Here is a 22,436-nt window from a genome sequence, read left to right on the forward strand (position 1 = left end):
TGTTTTCTATGTGTCCTTCGTCACATGACTTTACGATACCGTTACAGACCTGTAAACGTTGTGTTCGCGCCGACCGGCGGATGCACTAACCCGCCAATACGGTCTTTGCCGGCTCCCCAGGCTCTTCCCGGGATAACCTTGGCACCAGAAAACCCGGTAAGCGGCTGCGCAGCTCTCTATGCAATTGCATGGCCACCGAATCCGGCACCGCAAAGTGCGCCGCCCCTTGCACCGCATCCAGCTGGTGCAGGTAATAGGGCATCACCCCGGCCTCATGGAGCCGGTCCGACAGCCCCTCCAGCGCATCAACAGAATCGTTCACCCCGGCCAGCAACACACTCTGATTCAGCAGGGTGATCCCTTCCCGTCGCCACTGCCGGCAACGGTTCACCAGCTCATCGCTGATTTCCCGGGAGTGATTGGCGTGCAGCACCAGGGCGGTCTGCCAGCGTGAGTCCGACAGCAGCGCCAGCAGAGGCTCATCCAGCCGCTCGGGGATGACCACCGGCGTGCGGCTATGAATACGTAGCCGACGCAGATGGGGGATCTCCGCCAGCGCCGTCAGCAGTTCCTGCAAGCGACGATTGTTCAGGGTCAGCGGATCGCCACCGCTGAGGATCACCTCGCGGATATCCGGGCGCGATGCCAGCCATTCCAGCGCCTGATCCCAGCGCTTGCCACTCAGGTGACTCTGGTAGGGAAAATGCCGACGAAAACAGTAACGACAATGCACCGCGCAGGCACCGGTGACCACCAGCAGCGCGCGACCATGGTATTTGTGCAACAACCCCGGCACTGGCGTGTGGGAGGCTTCTTCCAGCGGATCGCTGCTGTAGCCCTCCTCTTCGCGCAGCTCCGCCGGCACACTGAGTACCTGCCGCAGCAGCGGGTCATCCGGGTTGCCCGGCTCCATCAATCGTACATAGCCACGGGGTACGCGCAGGGGGAAACCCTTCACCGCCGCAAGGCTTTCAGGTAGGGACTCAGCATCCAGCCCCAGCAGGCTGAGCAGCTCCGCCGGATCGGTAATCAGGTCCGCCTGCTGGCGCTGCCAGCCCGGCAACTCCCAACCAGCTTCGTCCTGCGTTATGATTGCCACCCTCTGCGACGCCATACATCAACCTTTGGAACAACATTTATGGCCAACTATTCTACCAGTGAATTCAAGTCCGGCTTGAAAGTGATGCTCGATGGCGACCCCTGCGCCATCATCGAGAACGAATTCGTCAAGCCCGGCAAGGGCCAGGCGTTCAGCCGTGTCCGCCTGCGCAACCTGCGTAGCGGCAAGGTCTGGGACCGCACCTTCAAGTCCGGCGACTCCCTGGAAGGCGCCGACGTGATGGACGTATCCATGCAGTACATCTTCAACGATGGCGAATTCTGGCACTTCATGGACCAGACCAGCTTCGAACAAAAGCAAGCCGATGAAGCTGCCGTGGGCGATGCCAAAAAGTGGCTGAAAGAAGAGGACATCTGCGAGGTCACCCTCTACAACGGTGAACCCCTGTCTGTCAGCCCGCCGAACTTCGTGGAACTGCAGATCGTGGAAACCGACCCGGGCCTGAAAGGCGACACCGCTGGCACCGGCGGCAAACCCGCCACCCTGACCACTGGCGCGGTTGTACGTGTGCCACTGTTCGTGCAGGAAGGCGAGATCGTCAAGGTGGACACCCGCACCGGCGATTACGTGGGTCGCATCAAGAGCTAGTCGTGAGCGACTGGCAACCCACCGCCTCGCTGGCGGCCATCAAGGCGCGCGCCGAGCTGCTGAGCACGGCGCGCGCTTTTTTTGCCGCCCGCAACGTACTGGAAGTGGACACCCCGCAACTGGCCCGCTACGGCGTCAGCGATCCACACATCCAGTGCATTCCGGTGCCCGGCTACGGCTACCTGCAAAGCTCGCCGGAATACCACATGAAGCGGCTGTTGGCAGCGGGCAGCGGCCCCATCTACCAGATCTGCAAAGCCTACCGCCATGGCGAAGCCGGCGGCCGACATAATCCCGAATTCACCATGCTGGAGTGGTACCGTCCCGGGTTTGGCTTGAATGACCTGGTCGAGGAATGCCTGACCCTGTTCAGCGACCTGTTCCCCGACGCCCGGTCACAAACCTACCGCTTCCGCGACCTGTTCCATGACGTCACCGGTCTGGACCTGCTCACCGCCGATGATTCAGCCCTGATCGCCCACGCCGAATCCCACGGCGCCCCGGAAGGCCTGAACAAACCCGCCGCCGTGGACTACCTCATGGCCACCCAGGTAGAAGCCGCTCTGCCCGCCGAGCAACTATCCGTAGTCACCGACTTCCCCGGCTGGGCCGCCGCCCTGGCGCAAACTCATGAAGACGAAGACGGCGCTACCGTAGCCAGACGCTTTGAGATTTATTACCGGGGACTGGAGCTGGCCAATGGTTATCAGGAGCTGACCGATGCGGCAGAACAAAAACGGCGTTTTGAGAAGGACAATATTCAGCGTGAACAACATGATCTGCACCCCATGGATGCCGACCCTTATTTACTCGATGCCATGAAGGCCGGCCTCCCCGACTGCAGCGGCGTGGCCATGGGCGTGGAACGACTGCTCATGGCCCAACAGGGCAGCGGCAAAATCCATGATGTCATCACCTTCCCCGGGTCCCGAGCCTGAACAGCCCACCCTGGAAGCGTCACCAGGGCCAAGGCCCAGCAACAAAAAGGCCGCACCCAAATTCTGGACGCGGCCTTTTTCCTCTCAATCACAAAAGCCCTATCACGCGAGCTGTTAACTATTCATTGCCCTCACGCCATCGCCGGCTGCGCCACCGAATTGGCCCGTGCCACCGTCTCCGCAATCAGATCACCAATCCGGTCAATGGCCGACGGCGGGAAGTCATGGCCCATGCCGGGAATGATGACCAGCTTGGCGCCGCGAATGTGACGGGCAGAGGCCTTGCCGCCGGCAGGGCGGATCAGCGGATCGGCGCCGCCGTGGACCACGGTGGCCGGGCAGCGGATCTGTTTGAGGTGCTTGGTCAGGGCACCGGTAGCCAGCACGGCCAGGAACTGGTTGCGAATGCCGCGCGGGTTGATGCCGCGGGCCCAGCATTCCCGGTACATGGCTTCCAGCTCATCACGACCCTGGGGCAGGGTGCCGGCCAGCTTGCTCATCATTTCCAGGCCGAAGGCCACGAACTGGTCTTCGGTTTCCACCTTCACTCCCGGAGCCACCAGGGTCTTTAGTGCCGCTGGTTTGGGTAATGGCAGGTAGGGACTGTTGTTGCTGGACATGATGGAGGTGAGTGACAACACCCGATCAGGATGGGTGGCAGCCATCAACTGGCTGATCATCCCGCCCATGGAGGCGCCGGCAAAATGGGCCCGCTCGATATTCAGGGCATCCAGCAGTCCCACGGTGTCGGCGACCATGTCGTGCAGGGTATAGGCACTGTCCACGGAAAGACCCAGGGTATAGCGCAGCAAGGCAATCAGCGGTCCCTGTTTGAAGGGCTTGCGAATACGGGTGGATTTGCCCACATCCCGATTGTCGAAACGGATCACCCGGTAGCCACGCTCTACCAGTGCATCCAGCAACGGTTCCGGCCAGAACACCATCTGCGCGGACAGCCCCATGACAAAGACAATAGGCTCCCCGTTTTCCGGGCCACGACTCTCGTAAAAAAGCTCGATTCCGTTACTGCTCACCGTGCCTGACTGCATATCTATACCCTTCATTGTTCTACTGCGAGCTGATCAACATAGGAAAGCCCCGGGCAAACCACAAGCACAGGCGCCGCGATTGGCCCGATGGGCCGACAAGTTCACACCGTTATTGCCCGCCATAGCATGTCGAACAGCACCCCATGCTGATCCGCCATGCGTCCGGGGCGACCACGCAGCAAGTGCATCTGGGAAATACGCAGCAGTACCCCGTAGAAGAAATCCAGCAGGATCGGCGTGGCCACCTGGCTGTTGAGAATGCCCTGCTCCTGCCCCTCACTCAGCACGCTCAGAAACAGCTCGGTAAGCCGCTGCTGCCCCGGCGTGGTATCGCTACCCCAACGGCCCGGGTAGACCGAGTTAATCATCATTCGGCCCATCTGCGGGTTACGGTCGAAGAAATCCAGCACCACCCAGAACACCTTGCTGAGCCGGTCGCGGAAGGTGTCTATGCCGGCCAGGTGATCCAGCATGCGCTCGGCCAACTGCTCCAGGCCGTGGTGCAGACAAGCGCTGAGTAGCGCTTCTTTACTGCCATAGTAGCGGTACAGGGTCTGCAGGCTGCACTGCGCCGCTTTGGCAATTTGCTGCAGCGTCACCTGGTGAAATTCCGAGTCCGCAAACACCTGCACCGCCGCCCATTCGATGCGCTGGCGTACCGCCGGGTCCTGGCGGGATTCGGGAAGCACTGCCGTACCGTTTCTCACACGCTCATTTCCTTGCACTGTAATTCTTATTACACCCCTGTCGGACAGAGCTCATTGCGACGTTGACTCACTGCCAAGAGGCTTCTAGTCTCGACACACTTTGTCACCATTCAATGTCACATTTCGTGTAATTAAAATTACACCGTGACCGGCAACCCCTGCAAGGAGTCTGGAATGCCTGTTCGCAAAATGAAGCTGGCTGGCCGTAGCGGCCGCGTGGCCGTGGTGGATGGTCTGCGTACCCCGTTCGCCCGTATCGCCACCCACTACAAAGACATGAACGCCATCGACCTTGGCGCCATGGCCGTCAAAGAACTGATGGCCCGCAACAACCTGGACCAGCGCGATATCGAGCAACTGGTGTTCGGCATGACGGTGATGATCCCGGAAGCGCCCTTTATCGCCCGGGAGATTGCCCTGGCGCTGGGCATGGACACGGTAGACGCTCACTCCATCACCCGTGCCTGCGCCACCAGCTTCCAGACCGCCGCCAGCGTGGCGGACAATATCGTCGCCGGTTACAGCGATATCGCCATCGCCGGTGGCACCGACTCCACCAGCTCTGCCCGGGTGCCGCTGTCCGCAGAGCTGAGCGCGGTGCTGCGTGATGTGAGCTTTGCCAAGAGCATGACCGACCGCATCAAGCTGCTCAGCCAGCTGAAGGCGAAAGATCTGCTGCCCCAGGCGCCGTCCATTACCGAATACTCGGTGGGCGAAACCATGGGAGAGAGCACCGAAAAAATGGTGAAGAAGTGGGGCATCAGCCGCCAGGAACAGGACGATCTGGCCCACGCCTCCCACAGCAATGCCGCCCGCGCCTGGGCCGAGGGTCGTCTGGACAAGCAGGTAATGACCGCTTTCCTGCCCCCCAACGCCACCCCGCTGAAGGACGACAACCTGGTTCGCAAGAATTCCGAGCGCGCCGGCTACAGCAAACTGAAGCCGGTGTTCGACAAGGTGTCCGGTAGCGTCACCGCCGCCAACAGCAGCCCGCTCACCGACGGTGCTGGGGCCCTGCTGATGATGAGCGAGAAAAAGGCCAAGGCACTGGGCTACGAGCCGCTGGGCTACATTCGCTCCTATGCCTTTGCCGCCCGCACCCCGAAAGACGACCTGCTGATGGGCCCGGTACTGGCCGCCCCCATGGCCATGGCCCGTGCCGGACTCACGCTGGACGACCTGACCCTGATAGACATGCACGAAGCCTTCGCCGGCCAGGTGGCCTGCAACCTGAAAGGCCTGGCCGACGACGACTATGTGCGCAGCCAGACCGGCCTCGCCGCCCTGGGTGAAGTGGACCGCAGCAAGCTCAATGTGAACGGCGGCTCTATCGCCTATGGCCACCCCTTCGGCGCCACCGGCGCCCGTGTCATCAGCCAGGCGTTGTATGAACTGCAACGTCGCGGTGGCGGCCTGGCCCTGACCACCGCCTGCGCCGCCGGCGGTATCGGTGCCGCCATGGTGCTGGAAGCGGAATAAGGAGATCCCCATGAGCAACACACAACGTGCTTTTACTCTCAAACCGCTGGATAACGGTGTGGCGGTACTGGAAATCAATGTTCCCAATGATGCCCAGAACACCCTGAAAGCGGAGTTTGCCGACGATTTCAACGCAGCCTTTGCTGCTATCGAAAAGGCCCGACCGAAAGCCCTTGTGCTCTACTCCACCAAGGCGGGCTCTTTCATGGCCGGCGCCGATATCAAGCTGTTTGAAAGCGCCAAGACCGCGAAGGAAGTCAGCGATCTGTCTACCCAGTGCCAGCAGACTTTCCAGAAACTGGAAGACCTGGATATCCCTGTAGTTGCCGCCATCAAGGGCGCCTGCCTGGGTGGCGGCATGGAACTGGCACTGGCCTGTTCCTACCGCATCGCCGCCAGCAGCAGCGATACCGTACTGGGTCTGCCGGAAGTGATGCTGGGGCTGCTGCCTGCCGGCGGTGGTACCCAGCGCATGCCGCGCCAGGTCGGTATCGCCACCGCCCTGGACCTGATGCTCACCGGTCGTCAGTTGAAAGCCAAACCGGCCAAGAAAATGGGGCTGGTAGATGAAGTGGTGGAAGCCGTGGCGGTCTACGACCGGGCCGTGGCCCGCGCCCTGGAACTGGCCGACGCCAAGGAAGAAAGCGGCGTCAATCTCGCCAGCTACTTCAGCAAGGACGGCCTCACCAAGGCGGCGCTGGAGCAGAACAGCCTGGGCCGCAAGGTGGTTTTCGATCAGGCCCGCAAGCAGACCGCCAAGAAAACTCATGGTCTGTACCCGGCACCGCCGGCCATCATCGATGCGGTGGAAGCCGGCTTCGAGGAAGGCATCGAACAGGGTTACGCCACCGAAGCGCGCCTGTTTGGCGAGCTGGCCATGTCGCCGCAATCGAAACAGTTGCGCGGCATTTTCCACGCCACCAATACCCTGAAAAAAGAAACCTTTGTGGCCGACGGCGTGAAAGCCCGGAACATGGAAAAAATCGGCGTACTCGGCGCCGGGCTGATGGGGGCGGGCATCGCGCTGACCACCATCAACAAGGCCAAGCTGCCAGTACGTCTGAAAGACCGGGACGACAAAGGCCTGGCCCACGGCGTGAAGTATGTCAGCGAGTTCTACAACAAGCGCGCTAAAAAGGGCGCCATGACTGCCGCCGATGCCAGCGCCGAACAGGGCCGCATTTCCTATACCGCCGATTACAGCGGTTTCAAGGGCCTGGACCTGGTGGTGGAAGCGGTGTTCGAGGACCTGGGCCTGAAGCACAAGATGCTCAAGGACGTGGAAGCCAACGGCAACAAACACACCGTTTTTGCCTCCAACACCTCGTCCATTCCCATCACCGATATTGCCAGCGCCGCCGAGCGCCCGGAAAACGTTATCGGCCTGCATTACTTTTCCCCGGTGGAAAAGATGCCGCTGCTGGAAATCATCACCACGGACAAGACCGCGCCTGAAGTGACCGCCGGCTGTGTGGCCTTCGGCAAGGCCCAGGGCAAGACCGTGATCGTGGTGAAGGATGGCCCGGGCTTCTACACCACTCGCATCCTCGCGCCCTACCTGAACGAAGCTACCCGCCTGCTCACCGAAGGGGTGGATGTGAAAGCCGTGGACAAGGCGCTGGTGCGCTTCGGCTTCCCGGTGGGCCCCATCACCTTGCTCGACGAAGTGGGTGTGGATGTGGGCACCAAGGTGGGGCCGGTACTGGAAAAGGCCTTTGGTGACCGCATGGCGTCACCGGATGCCGCCGGCCTGATGATCGAAAACGATTATCTGGGCCGCAAGAGTGGCCGCGGTTTCTATATCTACGAAGGCGTGGCCAAGGGCGAAAAGCCGGTGAATACCGCTCTCTATGAGCTGATGAATGTCACCAGCGAGAAAGATGCGGATGACGAGGAAATCGTCAGCCGTTGTGCCTGGCTGATGATCAACGAAGCCGCCTACTGTCTGCAGGACGGCATCATCAGCGACCCCATGCACGGTGATATCGGCGCCATCTTCGGTCTGGGTTTTCCGCCCTTCCGCGGCGGCCCGTTCCGTTACATGGACAGCCTCGGCCTCACCAATTCGGTGCGTACCCTGGAGCGCCTGGCCGAACAGTTTGGCGAGCGCTTCACACCGGCTCCGTTATTGATAGAGATGGCCAAAAAGAAACAACGCTTTTACCAGTAAGCGTCCGGCGCCAGTTTATTAGCGCCCGTAAACGTTCGCCCTGCCCCGCAGGGCTTAACAACCTCAAAGGAACCACAGCATGTTTCAACAAGTGATGAACTGGATGCGGGACAACAAGATTCTCCCGCAGATCTCCGACACCGAACGACAAGCGCTGGAAGCTGGCGATGTGTGGATTGATGGTCAATTCTTCGGCGGCAAGGTGGACTTTGAAAACATCCTCGCCGAAAACTATGACCAGCTCCCCGCCCACGAACAGGCGTTCCTGGACGGCCCGGTTGAAGAGCTGCTGAAGATGGCCGACAGCTATGAGCTGTCGCGCACCCGCAAGCTGCCGGACGACATCTTCAAGTTCATGTCAGACAACGGCTTCTTCGCCATGCAGATCGCCAAGGAATACGGCGGCATGCCCATGTCCACCCAGGCCAAGTCCTGCATCATGGCCAAGGTCAGCTCCCACTCCGGCCTGCTCAGCGCCATGGTGGTGATCCCCAACTCCCTGGGCGCCGCTGAACTGTTGGGCCACTACGGCACCGACGAGCAGAAGAACTACTACCTGCCCAAACTGGCCAAGGGCGAGTTCATTCCCTGCTTCGGTCTCACCGAACCCACCGCCGGCTCCGACGCTGCCTCCATCAAGGCGGAAGGCGTGGTGTTCAAGGACGACGATGGCGAAGTGAAGTTCAAGCTCAACTTCCGCAAGCGCTATATCACTCTGGCACCGGTCTCCAATCTGATTTCCCTGGCAGTGCGCCTGCACGATCCGGAAAACCTGCTGGGTAAAGGTGAAGAGCCGGGCATCACCGTGGTACTGATCGAGAAAGGCACCCCGGGAACCGAAGGCCTGCACATTGGCGACCACCACCAGCCTATCGGCGAACACTTCCCCAATGGCCCCATTGTTGGCCGTGATGTGATCATCGCCGCCGACAAAGTTCTCGGTGGCGTGGAATACACCGGCATGGGCTGGAAGATGCTGATGGAAGCCCTGGCCGGCGGCCGTATGGTCTCGCTGCCTGCCACCGGTATCTGCGGTGTGCGCCACGGCGCCATGATTTCCGGCGCCTACTCCATGGTGCGCCAGCAGTTCGGCATTCCCATTGGTCGCATGGAAGGCGTGGAGCACAAGATCGGCAAGGCCGCCGGCATGACCTACGCCTTCGACGCTGCCCGCGTGTTCGGCTGCTCCGCCGTGGATCACGGCATTCAGCCGCCGGTAATGTCCGCGGTAATGAAAGCCTACTCCACCGAGATGGGCCGTGAGATCGGCACCGATGCCATGGACGTGACTGCCGGCTACGGCGTTATGCAGGGCCCCAACAACACCATGGGTCGCCTGTACAACTCCGCCCCGGTGAGTGTCACCGTGGAAGGCGCCAACATCATGACCCGCACCCTGATGATCTTTGGTCAAGGTGCCACCCGCTGCCACCCCTACGCCTACAAGGTGGTACAGGCGGTGGAAAACGAGGATGTGGCCAGCTTCCGCAAAAATCTCACCGGCTGGATGGTGCAGTTCCTGCTCGGCATGGTGATGACCCTGGTACGCGGCGTTACCCGTGGCTGGTTCACCGTGAAGGTGCCGGATGTGGAGCCGAAGACCAAGAGCATCTACCGTCGTCTGGGCTGGGCAGCCACCCGCTTTGGCCTGCTCACTAACCTGGCCATGTTCTTCGTGGGCGGCAAACTGAAAGCCCGCGGTAACCTGACCGGTCGCTATGCGGATGCGGTTGCCTGGTTGTACATCACCACCTCTGCCCTGCGTCGTTTTGAAGCAGAAGGTCGCAAAGCAGAAGACCTGGCGCTGGTGCAGTATTCTGGCGAATACGGCCTGACCCAGATCCAGAAAGCCTTCGAAGGCATCTATGAAAACTTCGGTGGCCCGGTGGGTGTGATCCTGAAAACCGTGGGCCGTATCTGGCTGGGTCTGAACCCGCTGGCAAAACTGCCCGATGACCAGCTGACCCACAAAGCCGCACTGACCCTGCAAAGCTACGGCGAGCAGTACAAGCGTCTGGTGGGCGGCAACTACATGCCGGAAGAAAGCGATCAGGGGCTGGGGCGTCTGCTCAAGGCCTTCCGCCTGACCACCGAAGCCGAGCCGGTTCGCGCCAAGATCCGTGCTGCCCAGAAAGCCCGCAAACTGGGCCGAGGCAAGGTGGATGAAATCGCCGCCGAGGCGGCCCAGCAAGGTGTGATCAGCGATGCAGAACTGGCGCTGCTGAATGAGGCTACCGCCGCCTGCATGCTGGCCATTGAAGTGGACGTGTTCACCAAGGACGAGTACTACGGCGCTGGCGGTATTCCTGCCATGAGCGCCACCGGTGACGGTGGTGTGGAACAACCGCCGGAGTATGAGCTGGCCAAGGCGGTCGGCGAATAACGCCCCTGACACCGAACGCCCCTCCGGGCGTTCGGTTTTCTTTCTTTCAGTTTCCATTCCTTTGTTCTGCGATATCACAGTGCAAAGGAATTGATGCTCTACCTCTGTGACAGGATCCCCCCATGAACCCATTGCTCGACGGCCTGAAGGTCCTTGACCTGTCCCGTCTGTTACCCGGCCCTTTCTGTTCCCTCTCTCTGGCCCAGCTCGGCGCCGACGTGATCAAGATCGAGGAACCGGATGGCGGCGACTATGCCCGTGAACTGTCCCCGGAGCTGTTCGATATCGTTAACCGTGGCAAGCAATCCCTGACCCTGGACTTGCGCCAGGCAGACGGCGGGGCCCGCTTCAAACAATTGGTGGAAACCGCCGATGTGGTGCTGGAATCATTTCGCCCCGGCGTCATGGACAAGCTGGGCTGTGGCTACGACACCCTCAAGGCCATCAACCCGAAACTGGTCTATGCCTCTCTCACTGGCTACGGCCAGACCGGCCCCTACGCGGATCGCCCAGGCCATGATCTGAACTACCTGGGCTACGCCGGGGTGCTGGATCAGACAGGCCTGGCCGGCAAGCGCCCGGCCATGTCCAATGTGCAGATAGCTGACCTGGCTGGCGGCGCCCAGAATTGCACCATCGGTATTCTCGCCGCCGTCATGGGGGCACGGCAGAGTGGCGAAGGCTGCTGGGTGGACGTGGCCATGCTGGATGGCGCCCTGGCCCTGCAGAGCATGGCGCTGGCCACCCATCACCAGCACGGCAGCAGCCAGCCACGCGGCAAGGACATGCTCACCGGCGCCCTGGCCAACTACAACGTGTACCGCTGCCGCGACGGCAAGTACCTGGCGGTAGGCTCCCTGGAACCCAAATTCTTCATGGCATTCCTCAAGGAAATTACGCCCGCCTTTCTTTGGAAGAAGAAAAAGAAAAAAACCGGCAACGCTTCCAGCTCAACCGCCGACAAACCCAAACCCGCCGGTAGCGGCAACGATGCATTGACCCGCCTGGCCGCAGACCCGAAAAAACTGCGTCGCCTGATGATACCGGTGCGCTGGGCCATCCAATTGATCCTGCTGACCCGCACCCGCGATCAATGGGACGCCCGGCTGGCCCACAAGGATACCTGCGTCTCCGGCATCCTCACCCTGGAAGAAGCCCTAGCCAATGAACAGGTGCAGGCAAGAGGCCTGGTAACCGACAGCCAGAAAGGACCGGTGCTGCGCTCACCCATTCGCTTTGTGGGCGCACAGACCCGGGACGGGAAAAGCCCATCACTGGGCGAGCACAACCCTTTGTTTGCGGATCAGAATAAGCGCCGGGCCTGAAGCCGGCGCCTTCTGACCCGATCATCCCTGCTACTGGACTGGCTCAGACAGTAAGGTAGTGGGCAAAAGAATAATCAATACGGAACGTCCCATGAGCATTCAGGCAAAAATCATCAAGGCGGTGACCCGCCGCACGATCAAACGTCACGGCCTCAACGAGCAGCAACTGGTTCGTCACCTGCGCAAGGTGTTCAATGACACCCCGGTTCTCACCCTGCTGCCCCGAAAAGTCACACTCAACCCGATCCGCGAACCACAGTTCGAAGGGGATCACCTGAGTGTTTCCAACCCATCCACCACGGTGCTGTATCTGCACGGCGGCGCCTATATTGGTGGGGTCACAAAGACCTATCACAACCTGGCCGGACGTCTGGCCAAACAGCTACATGGCGAAGTCTATCTGCCACTTTATCCATTCGCCCCCGAGCACCCTTTTCCGGCAGCCGTGAACCGGGTGATGGACGCCTATGAATACCTGTTGGCCAAGGGCAAGAATCCCAGCGATATCGTGATTGCCGGCGACTCCGCCGGCGGCGGACTGACCCTGGCCACCCTGCTGCATATCCGCGACAAGGGCCTGCCACAACCACGCTGCGCGGTACTGTTTTCGCCGGCCAGCAATGCCTTCCCGGATGACAAGGTAATGGCCGCGCTGGACCCCAGCGACGCCATGCTGTCGGCGGACATTATCCGCACCGTGATTGATGTCTATCTGCCAAATAAAAAGGATCGCAAACACCCCTACGCCTCGCCCTGTCTGGGTGACTATAGCGGTGTCTGCCCGCTGCTGATCACCGCCAGTACCGACGAAGTGCTTTACCCGGATGGCAAGCAAGTCCGCAAGGCAGCAGAAAAGGCCGGTGTGCGGGTGAAATGGATTGAGCGCCCCGGCCTGTTCCACGTCTGGCCGATCATGGTGCCCTTCCTGCCGGAGGCAAATCGGGATCTGAAACGTGTGGTCGAGTTTATTCGTAGCGCCTGACTGTTTTGGTCATTGCTGCCAGCGCAGCAGCGGCGTTAACTCAATGGTTTCCAGTGACAGTGAGACGGTAATGACAGAACTGCCCCGCATCCATCCGGACGACTATTGTGACGAGGATCTGCCCCGGCTTTCCCAGCCCTGGTGGCAAACTCTGCCGGGTAACTTTCATGCGCTGCCGGATCATTTTCTCGCGGACAATGATACCCGCTGGCGAATCGACTACACCGCCAGCATCGACACCCTGGCGCGTACCGGCCTGGCCAGTATGGCTGGTGCTGCGGCCCTGCCCGCTACGCTGAACATCTCGCGGCAGAAGGAAGAACGGACGCTGGTGGATTTTTATCGGCCCTTTCTCCAGGAGGAGGATCCCAATACGTTCTTTACCCGGCCCACACAGACGGCAAACATCGAACGCATTCCGGTAGCCTCCTATCACTTTCAGCCGGAGGACGGCGACGCCCATACCTTGCGCTTTCGTTCACCCTTCGAGCCCAGGAACCCGGCGCTGCGTGACCGTTATCTGGGCCACCGCCGCAACCGCACCGCCTGGGCCCAGCACTGGCGCCACCATGGCGAGCCGCGCCCGACCCTGATCATGATCCACGGCTTTGTCGCCGACCCCTACTGGCTCAACACCCGCTGGTTGGCATTACCCTGGTTCTACAAACAGGGCTTTGATGTGCTGCTTTATACCCTGCCCTTCCACGGACGCCGTAAAGGCCGCTTCGCGCCATTCAGTGGTGCGGAATTTTTCAGCCAGGGCATGGCGCTTCTCAACGAAACCTTTGCTCACGCCATCCATGACCTGCGTCTTTTCATGGACTATTTACGCGAACAGGGCACACCGGCCATGGGCGCCACCGGCATTTCCCTGGGCGGTTACACCACCGGGTTACTGGCCGCGCTGGAAGATGAGCTGGCCTTCGCCATTCCCAACGTGCCGCTAGTCAGCATCATCGATCTGATGCAGAGCTGGTTCCCGATCAACCTGCAAGTGGGCTTGCTAAAGAAGGTCTACGGCACCGACCTGCAGGGACTGCGGGAGGTCACCGCCCTGCATTCGCCCCTCACCTGGCCCTGCAAGGTGCCCCAGGCCGGGCGCATGATCATTGGTGGTGCTGGCGACCGCTTTGCGCCACCCAAGCACAGCCATCTGTTGCACCAGCACTGGGGAAATTGCGATCTGCACTGGTTCCCGGGGAATCATCTGCTGCATCTGGATCAGGGGCTGTATCTGAAAGCCATGCGCGATTTCATGAAAGCAGCGCTGGACGAGAAAACAGCGACGGCGAGTGCCTGAATCTCCCCCTTACCCCGTTGGAGCCATGCTTGCATGGCAAAGGCGTTGGAAGACAGCGAGGCGGTAAATTTGGATAGACCTGTCGAGCGCGGAAATGCCCGATCGCCCTCCGGTCGATTTCCGCGCAAGCGCGGTTCGCCATGCAAGCATAGCTACAACGCGACCTTGTAGAGAACACAGCTTTCGGGGAAGTTTTTCAGCGGTTCCTTAAGAGTAGCTCGTAGCTACGCCTTGTCGGTCTTGAACAACACCGCCGTGCCTGCACCGCAGGACACCACGGTTTTCATCATGCTCTCCACGCCGATTTCCGGGTGCAGCTCCACCAGACTCTGATCCACGTGATAGATAAAACCGCTGGTGGGATTGGGGCCAGTGGGAACAAAAATGGTGACATGGCCATCCGCATGGCGGGAGGTGACCAGCGCGGTCACCGACACATCGGTATCACGGCCATACAGCCACACCCGCGCCACCTCACCACGGCTGAACGGGCTGTCACTACTGCTGCCCATCAATTGGCCGATCACTTCTTTCACCGTCTTGTAACCCGGTAGCCGGGTCATCACGTTCTCTTCCCACTGATGCCACAACCAGCTGCCCACTCGGGTGGCCACCAGGGTGCCTACCAGAAAACACAACACCAGAACCGCCAGCACCGACAACCAGTCGGCCACGAATTTGGGCAGCTCAAAGGCGCGGATAAATACCGTGGTAAACGGCGCGATCATTTCCGTGACCGTCTGGTAAATCCAGCGGAAGAAAAACACGATGATGGAGATGGGCAGCAGGATGGTAAGACCACCCAGCAGGGATTTGCGGATAAAGAACCAGATGCGGCGATTGGCACTCATGGGCTATAAGCCTTCACATTGTGGCTATCAGTTTTAGTCGGTAAAGAGACAACGCAGGCCGGCAAGGGTTCTATTGCCATTCTCGCTATCGCCGGGTTTTGTATGGCGCCGATTGCCTCAACGCCTCTCGCCTTGCTCATACCAGATACGGCTGATAAACAGGCACCGCTCACCGGCGGGGGTATCGACCACCACCTCATCGTCTACCTGTTTCTTCAGCAAGGCTCGTGCCAATGGCGCGTCGATGCTGATGAAGTGCCGCTTTGCATCGGTTTCATCCGGCCCCACCAATCGGTAGGTTTCCATATCACCGTCTTCATTTTCCAACTCCACCCAGGCCCCGAAAAACACCTTACTCTGATCTTCCGGCAAGCGATCCACTACGGTCATGTCATCCAGGCGCTTACTCAGAAAACGCACCCGCCCATCGATCTCGCGTAACTGCTTCTTGCCGTAGATGTATTCGGCATTCTCCGACCGATCCCCCTGGGCTGCGGCTTCCTGTACCGACTGGGTCACCGCCGGGCGCTTTTCCTTCCACAGGTATTGCAGCTCATCGTTGAGCTTCTTGTAGCCTTCAGCGGTGATGTACTTGGAAGCAGGTATGCCTTTTGGTCGCCAGCGGCCCATGACGGTTACACCTCAAAGATACGGTCAATCTCGCGCAGTCCTTTGAACTCCAGCGTATTACCGGTGGGGTCCTGCACGAAAAAGGTGCCCTGCTCGGCGGGCTGACCGACAAACCGTTCACGGGGCTTGAGCAGGAACGGCCAATCATTGTCGTAAATGCGTTCCACCAGGGTTTCCCAGCGGGCGAAATCCAGCACCACGCCAAAGTGCGGCATGGGTACCGGGTGGCCATCCACCTCACTGTAGCCCTGGATCGGTGTCAGATCCTCACCTTTGTGCAGGGAAAGCTGATGGCCATGCAGATCAATATCCACCCAATTGGGCGCATCCCGCCCCCGTCGGCCACCCAACACACGGCAGTAAAAGTCTGCCGCTTCTTCCAGGTCATTCACCATAAAGGCCAGATGAAAGGCCGGCTGTTTTTCCATCGTCTACCGCTCTTGCTAAACTCTCGTCATTCCGCCCGATGCGGGATCTTTCTTCACGAGCGTCGGGCGCCCCATGTTACTAGAGGACTCCGCCCCATGTCTGTCACCCGCGCCCCCTGGCCCGCCACTCGTCTTCGTCGAATGCGTCGCGACGACTTCTCCCGCCGGCTGATGCGCGAGAACACGCTGACCGTGGACGATCTGATCTATCCGGTGTTTGTGCTTGAGGGTAAAAACCAGACCGAAACCGTCGCCTCCATGCCCGGCGTGGAACGCATGAGTGTGGACCTGCTGGTCAAGGAAGCCGAGGCACTGGCCAGGCTGGGTGTCCCGGCCATGGCCCTGTTTCCGGTAACGCCCGCCGAGGTAAAAACCCTGGACGGCAAGGAAGCCTGGAACCCGGACGGTCTGGCCCAGCGGGCGGTACGCGCCATCAAGGCAGCGGTGCCGGAAATGGGCATAATCACCGATGGCGCCCTGGACCCGTTCACCACCCACGGTCAGGACGGCATCATCGACGACAATGGCTACGTGCTCAACGATGAAACTGTGGATGCGCTGGTCAAACAGGCCCTGTCCCAGGCGGACGCCGGGGCCGACGTGATCGCCCCCTCGGACATGATGGACGGGCGCATCGGTGCCATCCGCGAGGCCCTGGAAGCAGGCGGCCATATCCACACCCGCATCATGGCCTACTCCGCCAAGTATGCCAGCGCCTACTACGGCCCGTTCCGTGACGCCGTGGGCTCCGCCGGCAACCTGGGCAAGGCGGACAAGACCACCTACCAGATGGACCCGGCCAACAGCGACGAGGCCCTGCACGAAATCGCCCTGGACCTGGCCGAAGGCGCCGACATGGTAATGGTAAAACCCGGCATGCCCTACCTGGACGTGGTGCGCCGGGTGAAAGATGAGTTCAAGGTGCCTGTGTACGCCTACCAGGTGAGCGGGGAATACGCCATGCACATGGCCGCCTTCCAGAATGGCTGGCTGGACCAGGACAAGGTGATGATGGAATCCCTGCTGGCCTTCAAGCGTGCCGGCGCCGACGGCATCCTCACCTACTTTGCCAAGGCGGCAGCGCAGAAGCTGGCCGGACAATAAAAGCTCGCTGGGAGTGTTATTGAGCGCCCAGACAACGTTTCAGACAGACAAAACAAGAAAGGAGAGCACCATGCAAGGACGCATTCGCCTGCTCGTTCTCGGCATCCTGCCAGCCCTGTTTCTCCTCTCCGGTTGTGACAACCGGCAATGGCTGGACGATAAGCAAGGATACCTGAGCAAACCCGCCAGCGAACAACTCAACACCCAGAACCGCCATCTGCTCGAAGACCACGACATCGACTACCGGCTGGTGATCCAGGCCGCTGAGGGAGACATCAATCAACGTGCCCGCCGTCTCTTCCAGGACAGCGGTGCAGGGCAACGTAGTCAGACAGGCCGCGGCTTGCTGTTATTGCTCGACCCCCAACAAAATGAAGTCCGTCTGGAAGTCTCCACGGCGCTGGAAGGCGTTTATACCGACGCTTTCGTCTCCTATCTTGAACGCCAGCAGATGGTGCCCTTTTTTCGCCACAACCGGGTTGCCGACGGCATTGCCGCCACCACAGAACTGATCATCGAACGGGCCCGGCAGGCGAAAGCCAACCAGGCGTTTCAGGCTCCCAAACAGCCGGCCTTCAGTGCCGGCGGCGGAGCCAGGGTGCCGGCACTGATCGGCGAGGGAGCGCAGAAAGCGCAGAAAGCGCCAGACGAACACGATGACGTTTCCACGGCCAGCACACCAGAACAGGCGGTACAGCGTTATCTGGCGGCCATGGCTGCCCACAACGACCGGGCGGATCTGTCCATTTACACCCACAACACCCGCGACATGCTGGCCGACTGGGTCGTCACCCCGGCACAGATGGACAATCTGGCCAGCAGCTACCAGCAATGCGGCCCGGCACAGACCCTGCTCGGCCCCAGCCGCCGCGGCCCGCTGGCCGTCATCCGTTACCCCATCGAGCAACGGCAATGTGCCCCCTGGCTGTTGCGTATCGAAGAGCAGCAATGGCGTCTGGACCTGGCATCCCAGCAGACCCTGATCCGGTTTGGCCGCAACAACCAATGGCACCTGGACCACCAGCAACGCAACCCCTGGTTCTTCGGGTTCATGGACTGGCAATTTGATCGCAACGGATTCCCGCTCAGGACAATTCAGCACCGCTGGGCGCTATCAGTCACCAGTCGGGGCGACGATACCTTTGTACGCTGGGTGGGTGAAGGCGCCGCCGCCGATCAGCTGGGTCTGCGTTACGCAGACCAGTTGCTAAGCTGGAACGGCACCCAGATAACCGATCACCGCCAGGTGGCTCAATTGATGGGTACCAGCGACCCCGGTTCCAGCGTCAGGATTACCATTCTTCGGGATGGCCAGACTCTGGAACTTACCGGCCAGGTACCACCGCGATTGCAATAGCGCCTACTGGACAACCAACCCCGCCGTCGACCTATAATGCATATACACCAATAGTTCGGCGGAGCACACTAATGAGCCAAAAAGCACCAGACACCCTCGCCCCCCTGGAAGTGGGCCGCCATTGCGCCGCCCTTCACTCCCGGGTGCTGTCACGTCTGGTCACCCGCCTCTACAACAACAAGTTGGCAGACACCGGCCTGCGCATTACCCAGTTTTCCATCCTCAATGCCATCAAGGCACAACCGCCGGAATCCATTTTCCAGTTATCCGAATGGCTAGGCATGGAGCGTACCTCCCTGCAGCGCACCGTGGACAAACTGATCGAGAAAGGCCTGGTGGAATCCGAGCCCACTGGCAACAGGCGCTCGCTGGGACTCTCGCTCACCGCCGATGGCGAGGCTCTCTACCAGCAGGCACTGATACGCTGGCAGGAAGCCCAGAATGCTTTTGAGTCCATGGTGGGAAAAGAGGAGTGGGACAACATGGCCAGCCAACTTCATCGCTTCAGCACGCGGGTCAAGCAAGAGCTTTAACCGGCGCTTGAGAAGGCTGGGGCGAATCCGAAAACGCTTTAACGGTATCGATCACCGCCGCATCCCTGAGCACTTTGCGATGACCCAACCCTTGCGTTTGATGCAGCGTAGCCTCGGGAATCGCTTTTTGCAGACGCAGCGCCTCCGCAAAAGGAATCTCCCTGTCACCGGCATCATGGATCAGCAATACAGGGCCACGAATCTGCTTGCCCAAACGCGCTATATTCAGTGCATCGAAACCAATCCCCACCCGGGCGGCCATTTTCTGTAGAAGCTGGCGCCGTGCCCGCTGGCCCAGATGCAGAAACGAAGCGAAATTATTGACCATGCCGCGAAATTCCGCCGGTCCGGCAATCAGCACCAGCCTCTCGATACGGTTTTCCTGTGTGGCCACGTGGGCCAGGGCCCCGGCACCCATGGAATGCCCCAGCGCAACGGATACCGGGCCGCCGATAAAATCCAGCGCCAGCCGAATCGCCGCAATAAAGTCCCCCACATGGGCCGGCCCGTCCGCCTGCGGACCATGCCCCGGCAGAATCAGGGCGTAGCGGGTGTAACGGTTGGCGTCCACCGCGTCGATGAAAGACGACATCTGTGTAGCCCGCCCAGACCAACCATGCACAAACAGCGCGGCCTCATCGCCACCTTGCCAGATTGCCAATTTCGCCCGCTCACCCAGCGAGACAGTCAGATCCGGCTCTGATCCCCGGAACGACAATGGCCCTCTGGACATCCGCGGCGTGGTTAACAGTTGCAGCGCCGTATCGCTGGCCCTACCCGGTAGCAGCCGACTGTAGCCAGCCATCAAGGTTTGAAAAACGGATAACAACATAGCTCCTCTCCTTTTAATGTATACACACTATAAAGCAAGGAAAAAACAGTCTCTCTGTCGCGCCTTTCTTTTGGTGTAATTGCACTTTAAAGGGCTTTATCCACCCTGACAAGCCAGCGCGATGCCGACGATGGCCCCGGGAGCCGGGAGGACAGGCAGCAATAGCCAATGGCTTATATGAAGAAATGGTTAGAATTTCACCGTTTTCTGCTGATTCTGATGACTGGGTCCCTGACCCAAGGAGAACCGTAATGCGTACACTGATACTGATCTGTATCCTGAGTCTGTCGAGCCTGGCCTCCGCTGAAGGTCGCGCCCCCACCGAGCAAGAGATGCAGGAGCTGGACATCATCCTGCAATCCTGGATTTTCCAGGGCTGATTCCCCACGCCGCCGCCTCCGGGCGGCGTCGTTGTTTTTGCCCCGCCCGCTTCCCGCCTTCCCGAGTCCCGCGCTATCCTGAACCCTGCGGCTGCAGATTTAGCAAAAACATTTTACGGCTGTCATTGCCGTGTCACATTAATGTCATGCAATAGGGAGCCTTCGTAAACGGTCCCGTCAGGACGACGCCATGAATGACATTGCCAGCGAACACAGCGCCATCGACCTCAATAACCCGGACTACTATTTCAACCGGGAGCTGAGCCTGTTGCAGTTCAACCTGCGGGTGCTGGAGCAGGCCATGGACGACAGCCACCCCTTGATGGAAAGGCTGAATTTTCTGCTGATTTTTTCCAGCAACATGGATGAATTTTTCGAGATCCGTGTGGCCGGCCTGAAGAACAAGCTGGAAACCCACACCGGTCAGCCGGGCCCCGACGGCATGCTGGCCGAGGAAATCCTGAAGGAAATAAGCCGCTCTACCCACGAGGCGGTGGACCGTCAGTACCACATTCTCAACAACATTCTTCTGCCGGCTCTGCGCGAGGAAGGCGTGGACTTTTTGCGCCGGGAAGACTGGACCGAAGCACAGATTGAATGGGTGAAAAAATATTTTCGTGAACAAATCTACCCGGTGCTTACCCCCATCGCTCTGGACCCCTCCCACCCCTTCCCGCGGCTGGTCAACAAGAGCCTGAACTTTATCGTGTCGCTGGACGGCAAGGATGCCTTTGGCCGCTCCACCGGCCTGGCCATTGTTCCCGCGCCCCGCTCCCTGCCCCGGCTGATCCGTATTCCTGACGAGATCAGCGAAAGCGGCGACGACAATTTCGTGTTCCTGTCATCCATGATCCACGCCCACGTGTCGGATCTATTCCCGGGTATGAAGGCCACCGGCTGTTATCAGTTCCGGGTGACCCGTAACGCGGACATGGAAGTCGACGAGGACGTGGAAGATCTGGCCAGCGCGCTGAAAGGGCAGCTGTTATCACGGCGTTATGGTGACGAGGTGCGTCTGGAAGTAGCGGACAACTGCCCGCGCCACCTGACCGATTATTTGCTGGAGCAGTTCGAACTGACCGAGATAGATCTGTACGAAGTGAATGGCCCGGTGAACCTGGCGCGCATGTTCACCAGCGTGAACCGTCCGCGCCTGCACTACCCGCCTTTCACACCGAAGCTGGCACCGGCAGTCAAAAAAGCGGAAACCATTTTCGACGCCATGGATCAGGGTGACATTCTGCTACATCACCCCTATGAATCCTTCCAGCCGGTGGTCAGCCTGCTGGCCGAAGCGGCCCGCGACCCCAAGGTCCTGGCCATCAAGCAGACCCTGTACCGTACCGGCACCAAGTCAGAAATCCTCGATCATCTGGAAACCGCCGCCCGGAATGGCAAGGAAGTCACTGCCATCGTGGAGCTGCGTGCGCGCTTCGACGAGGAATCCAATATCGAAGGGGCCCGGCGCCTGCAGGAAGCCGGCGCCATCGTGGTGTACGGGGTGGTGGGCTACAAGACCCACGCCAAGATGCTGCTGGTAGTTCGCCGCGAAGGCGATGGCATCAAGCGCTATGTGCATCTGGGCACCGGCAACTACCACACCAAGACCACCAAGTTGTACACCGACTACGGCCTGATGACCTGCGAGAAAGGTATCTGCCAGGACGTGCACAAGATCTTCCAGGAGCTCACCGGCATGGGCAAGGCGGCGCGGCTCAAGCAGCTTAAGCATTCGCCCTTTACCCTGCATCCCTCGCTGATCGAATGGATCGACTTTGAAACGCAGCAAGCCACCGCCGGCAACCCGGCGCGGATTATTGCCAAATTCAATTCACTCACCGAAGAGAAGATCATCCAGGCCCTGTATCGGGCCAGTCAGGCAGGGGTGGAGATTGATCTGATCGTGCGAGGTATCTGCTGCCTGAAGCCGGGGGTGGCCGGGCTATCCGACAATATCCGGGTGCGCTCTGTGATCGGGCGTTTTCTGGAACACACCCGCATTTATCACTTCCATCACGGCGGCGAAGATCTGGTGTATGGCTCCAGTGCCGACTGGATGGATCGCAATCTGTTCAACCGGGTGGAAACCTGCTTCCCGATCAATGACCCGGTGCTCAAGGCGCAGGTGATTGAGCAGGGCCTGCATTACTATCTGGCCGATAACAGCCGCGCCTGGATACTGCAACCCGATGGCAGCTACCTGCGCGCCCAGCCCCAGGCAGGCGAAGCGGTATTTATCGCCCAACAAACCTTGCTGGAAACCCTGGGCGGATAAGGCTC

At 60.0% G+C, this 22,436-nt stretch carries 20 protein-coding genes; 13 read left to right on the forward strand and 7 right to left on the reverse strand.

Annotated elements, in window-relative coordinates; translation table 11 throughout:
- Positions 1–85 precede the first annotated feature (85 nt).
- Positions 86–1,099 (reverse strand): EF-P beta-lysylation protein EpmB, encoded by a 1,014-nt coding sequence (gene epmB / locus ACFE0K_RS07570; RefSeq protein WP_434535488.1) that lies wholly within the window; start codon positions 1,097–1,099, stop codon positions 86–88.
- 39 nt (positions 1,100–1,138) lie between these two features.
- Here epmB and efp point away from each other — a divergent pair, with 39 nt between their 5' ends.
- Both efp and epmA read left to right on the forward strand, forming a co-directional pair.
- Complete coding sequence (gene efp / locus ACFE0K_RS07575) at positions 1,139–1,708, forward strand: elongation factor P (RefSeq protein WP_035248329.1); 570 nt, start codon at positions 1,139–1,141, stop codon at positions 1,706–1,708.
- Positions 1,709–1,710: 2 nt separating this feature from the next.
- Complete coding sequence (gene epmA / locus ACFE0K_RS07580) at positions 1,711–2,646, forward strand: EF-P lysine aminoacylase EpmA (protein ID WP_434535489.1); 936 nt, start codon at positions 1,711–1,713, stop codon at positions 2,644–2,646.
- A 131-nt stretch (positions 2,647–2,777) separates the two neighbouring features.
- Here the strand turns inward: epmA and ACFE0K_RS07585 are convergent, their stop codons facing one another.
- Both ACFE0K_RS07585 and ACFE0K_RS07590 read right to left on the reverse strand, forming a co-directional pair.
- On the reverse strand, positions 2,778–3,710 hold the full coding sequence (locus ACFE0K_RS07585; protein ID WP_434535490.1) for an alpha/beta fold hydrolase: 933 nt from the start codon (positions 3,708–3,710) through the stop codon (positions 2,778–2,780).
- A gap of 86 nt (positions 3,711–3,796) precedes the next feature.
- Positions 3,797–4,402, reverse strand: a complete 606-nt coding sequence (locus ACFE0K_RS07590) for a TetR/AcrR family transcriptional regulator (protein ID WP_434535491.1) — start codon at positions 4,400–4,402, stop codon at positions 3,797–3,799.
- A 174-nt stretch (positions 4,403–4,576) separates the two neighbouring features.
- On the opposite strand from ACFE0K_RS07590, the gene fadI reads away from it, so the two are divergent.
- The 6 genes from fadI (at position 4,577) to ACFE0K_RS07620 (ending at position 14,041) form a co-directional block, all read left to right on the forward strand.
- Entirely contained in the window at positions 4,577–5,881 is a 1,305-nt protein-coding gene (gene fadI, locus ACFE0K_RS07595; RefSeq protein WP_434535492.1) for an acetyl-CoA C-acyltransferase FadI, read from the forward strand.
- Positions 5,882–5,891: 10 nt separating this feature from the next.
- Positions 5,892–8,051 carry a fatty acid oxidation complex subunit alpha FadJ gene (gene fadJ, locus ACFE0K_RS07600; protein WP_434535493.1) on the forward strand — a complete coding sequence of 720 codons (2,160 nt, stop codon included), beginning with the start codon at positions 5,892–5,894 and terminating at the stop codon, positions 8,049–8,051.
- 79 nt (positions 8,052–8,130) lie between these two features.
- Positions 8,131–10,434: an acyl-CoA dehydrogenase gene (locus tag ACFE0K_RS07605; RefSeq protein WP_434535494.1), complete on the forward strand. Its 2,304-nt coding sequence runs from the start codon at positions 8,131–8,133 to the stop codon at positions 10,432–10,434.
- A gap of 122 nt (positions 10,435–10,556) precedes the next feature.
- Positions 10,557–11,759 (forward strand): CaiB/BaiF CoA transferase family protein, encoded by a 1,203-nt coding sequence (locus tag ACFE0K_RS07610; protein ID WP_434535495.1) that lies wholly within the window; start codon positions 10,557–10,559, stop codon positions 11,757–11,759.
- A 91-nt stretch (positions 11,760–11,850) separates the two neighbouring features.
- Positions 11,851–12,741 carry an alpha/beta hydrolase gene (locus ACFE0K_RS07615; RefSeq protein WP_434535496.1) on the forward strand — a complete coding sequence of 297 codons (891 nt, stop codon included), beginning with the start codon at positions 11,851–11,853 and terminating at the stop codon, positions 12,739–12,741.
- A 70-nt stretch (positions 12,742–12,811) separates the two neighbouring features.
- Positions 12,812–14,041, forward strand: coding sequence for an alpha/beta hydrolase family protein (locus ACFE0K_RS07620; RefSeq protein ID WP_434535497.1), 1,230 nt, complete (start codon positions 12,812–12,814; stop codon positions 14,039–14,041).
- A gap of 224 nt (positions 14,042–14,265) precedes the next feature.
- Here the strand turns inward: ACFE0K_RS07620 and ACFE0K_RS07625 are convergent, their stop codons facing one another.
- The 3 genes from ACFE0K_RS07625 to ACFE0K_RS07635 form a co-directional block, all read right to left on the reverse strand.
- Positions 14,266–14,892 (reverse strand): DUF502 domain-containing protein, encoded by a 627-nt coding sequence (locus tag ACFE0K_RS07625; RefSeq protein ID WP_434535498.1) that lies wholly within the window; start codon positions 14,890–14,892, stop codon positions 14,266–14,268.
- Positions 14,893–15,009: 117 nt separating this feature from the next.
- Positions 15,010–15,522 (reverse strand): transcription elongation factor GreB, encoded by a 513-nt coding sequence (gene greB, locus ACFE0K_RS07630; protein ID WP_434535499.1) that lies wholly within the window; start codon positions 15,520–15,522, stop codon positions 15,010–15,012.
- Between the two features lie 5 nt (positions 15,523–15,527).
- Positions 15,528–15,950, reverse strand: a complete 423-nt coding sequence (locus tag ACFE0K_RS07635; protein WP_035248308.1) for a VOC family protein — start codon at positions 15,948–15,950, stop codon at positions 15,528–15,530.
- 96 nt (positions 15,951–16,046) lie between these two features.
- Between ACFE0K_RS07635 and hemB the strand changes: the two genes are divergently transcribed.
- From hemB to ACFE0K_RS07650, 3 genes are all read left to right on the forward strand, one after another.
- The gene (gene hemB / locus ACFE0K_RS07640) at positions 16,047–17,054 is read left to right on the forward strand and encodes a porphobilinogen synthase (RefSeq protein ID WP_434535500.1); all 1,008 of its coding nucleotides are present in this window, start codon (positions 16,047–16,049) and stop codon (positions 17,052–17,054) included.
- 70 nt (positions 17,055–17,124) lie between these two features.
- Positions 17,125–18,411, forward strand: coding sequence for a TPM domain-containing protein (locus tag ACFE0K_RS07645; RefSeq protein WP_434535501.1), 1,287 nt, complete (start codon positions 17,125–17,127; stop codon positions 18,409–18,411).
- 71 nt (positions 18,412–18,482) lie between these two features.
- Positions 18,483–18,944, forward strand: coding sequence for a MarR family winged helix-turn-helix transcriptional regulator (locus ACFE0K_RS07650; protein ID WP_434535502.1), 462 nt, complete (start codon positions 18,483–18,485; stop codon positions 18,942–18,944).
- Here ACFE0K_RS07650 and ACFE0K_RS07655 read toward each other — a convergent pair.
- Positions 18,928–19,776: an alpha/beta fold hydrolase gene (locus tag ACFE0K_RS07655; RefSeq protein WP_434535503.1), complete on the reverse strand. Its 849-nt coding sequence runs from the start codon at positions 19,774–19,776 to the stop codon at positions 18,928–18,930. The genes ACFE0K_RS07650 and ACFE0K_RS07655 overlap by 17 nt on opposite strands.
- 251 nt (positions 19,777–20,027) lie before the next feature.
- On the opposite strand from ACFE0K_RS07655, the gene ACFE0K_RS07660 reads away from it, so the two are divergent.
- Complete coding sequence (locus tag ACFE0K_RS07660; protein WP_434535504.1) at positions 20,028–20,156, forward strand: hypothetical protein; 129 nt, start codon at positions 20,028–20,030, stop codon at positions 20,154–20,156.
- Between the two features lie 190 nt (positions 20,157–20,346).
- Positions 20,347–22,431, forward strand: a complete 2,085-nt coding sequence (gene ppk1, locus ACFE0K_RS07665) for a polyphosphate kinase 1 (protein WP_434535505.1) — start codon at positions 20,347–20,349, stop codon at positions 22,429–22,431.
- The last annotated feature ends 5 nt before the right edge of the window (positions 22,432–22,436 follow it).

Source organism: Alcanivorax sp. (assembly GCF_051117345.1).
In the GTDB taxonomy this organism is placed as follows: domain Bacteria; phylum Pseudomonadota; class Gammaproteobacteria; order Pseudomonadales; family Alcanivoracaceae; genus Alcanivorax.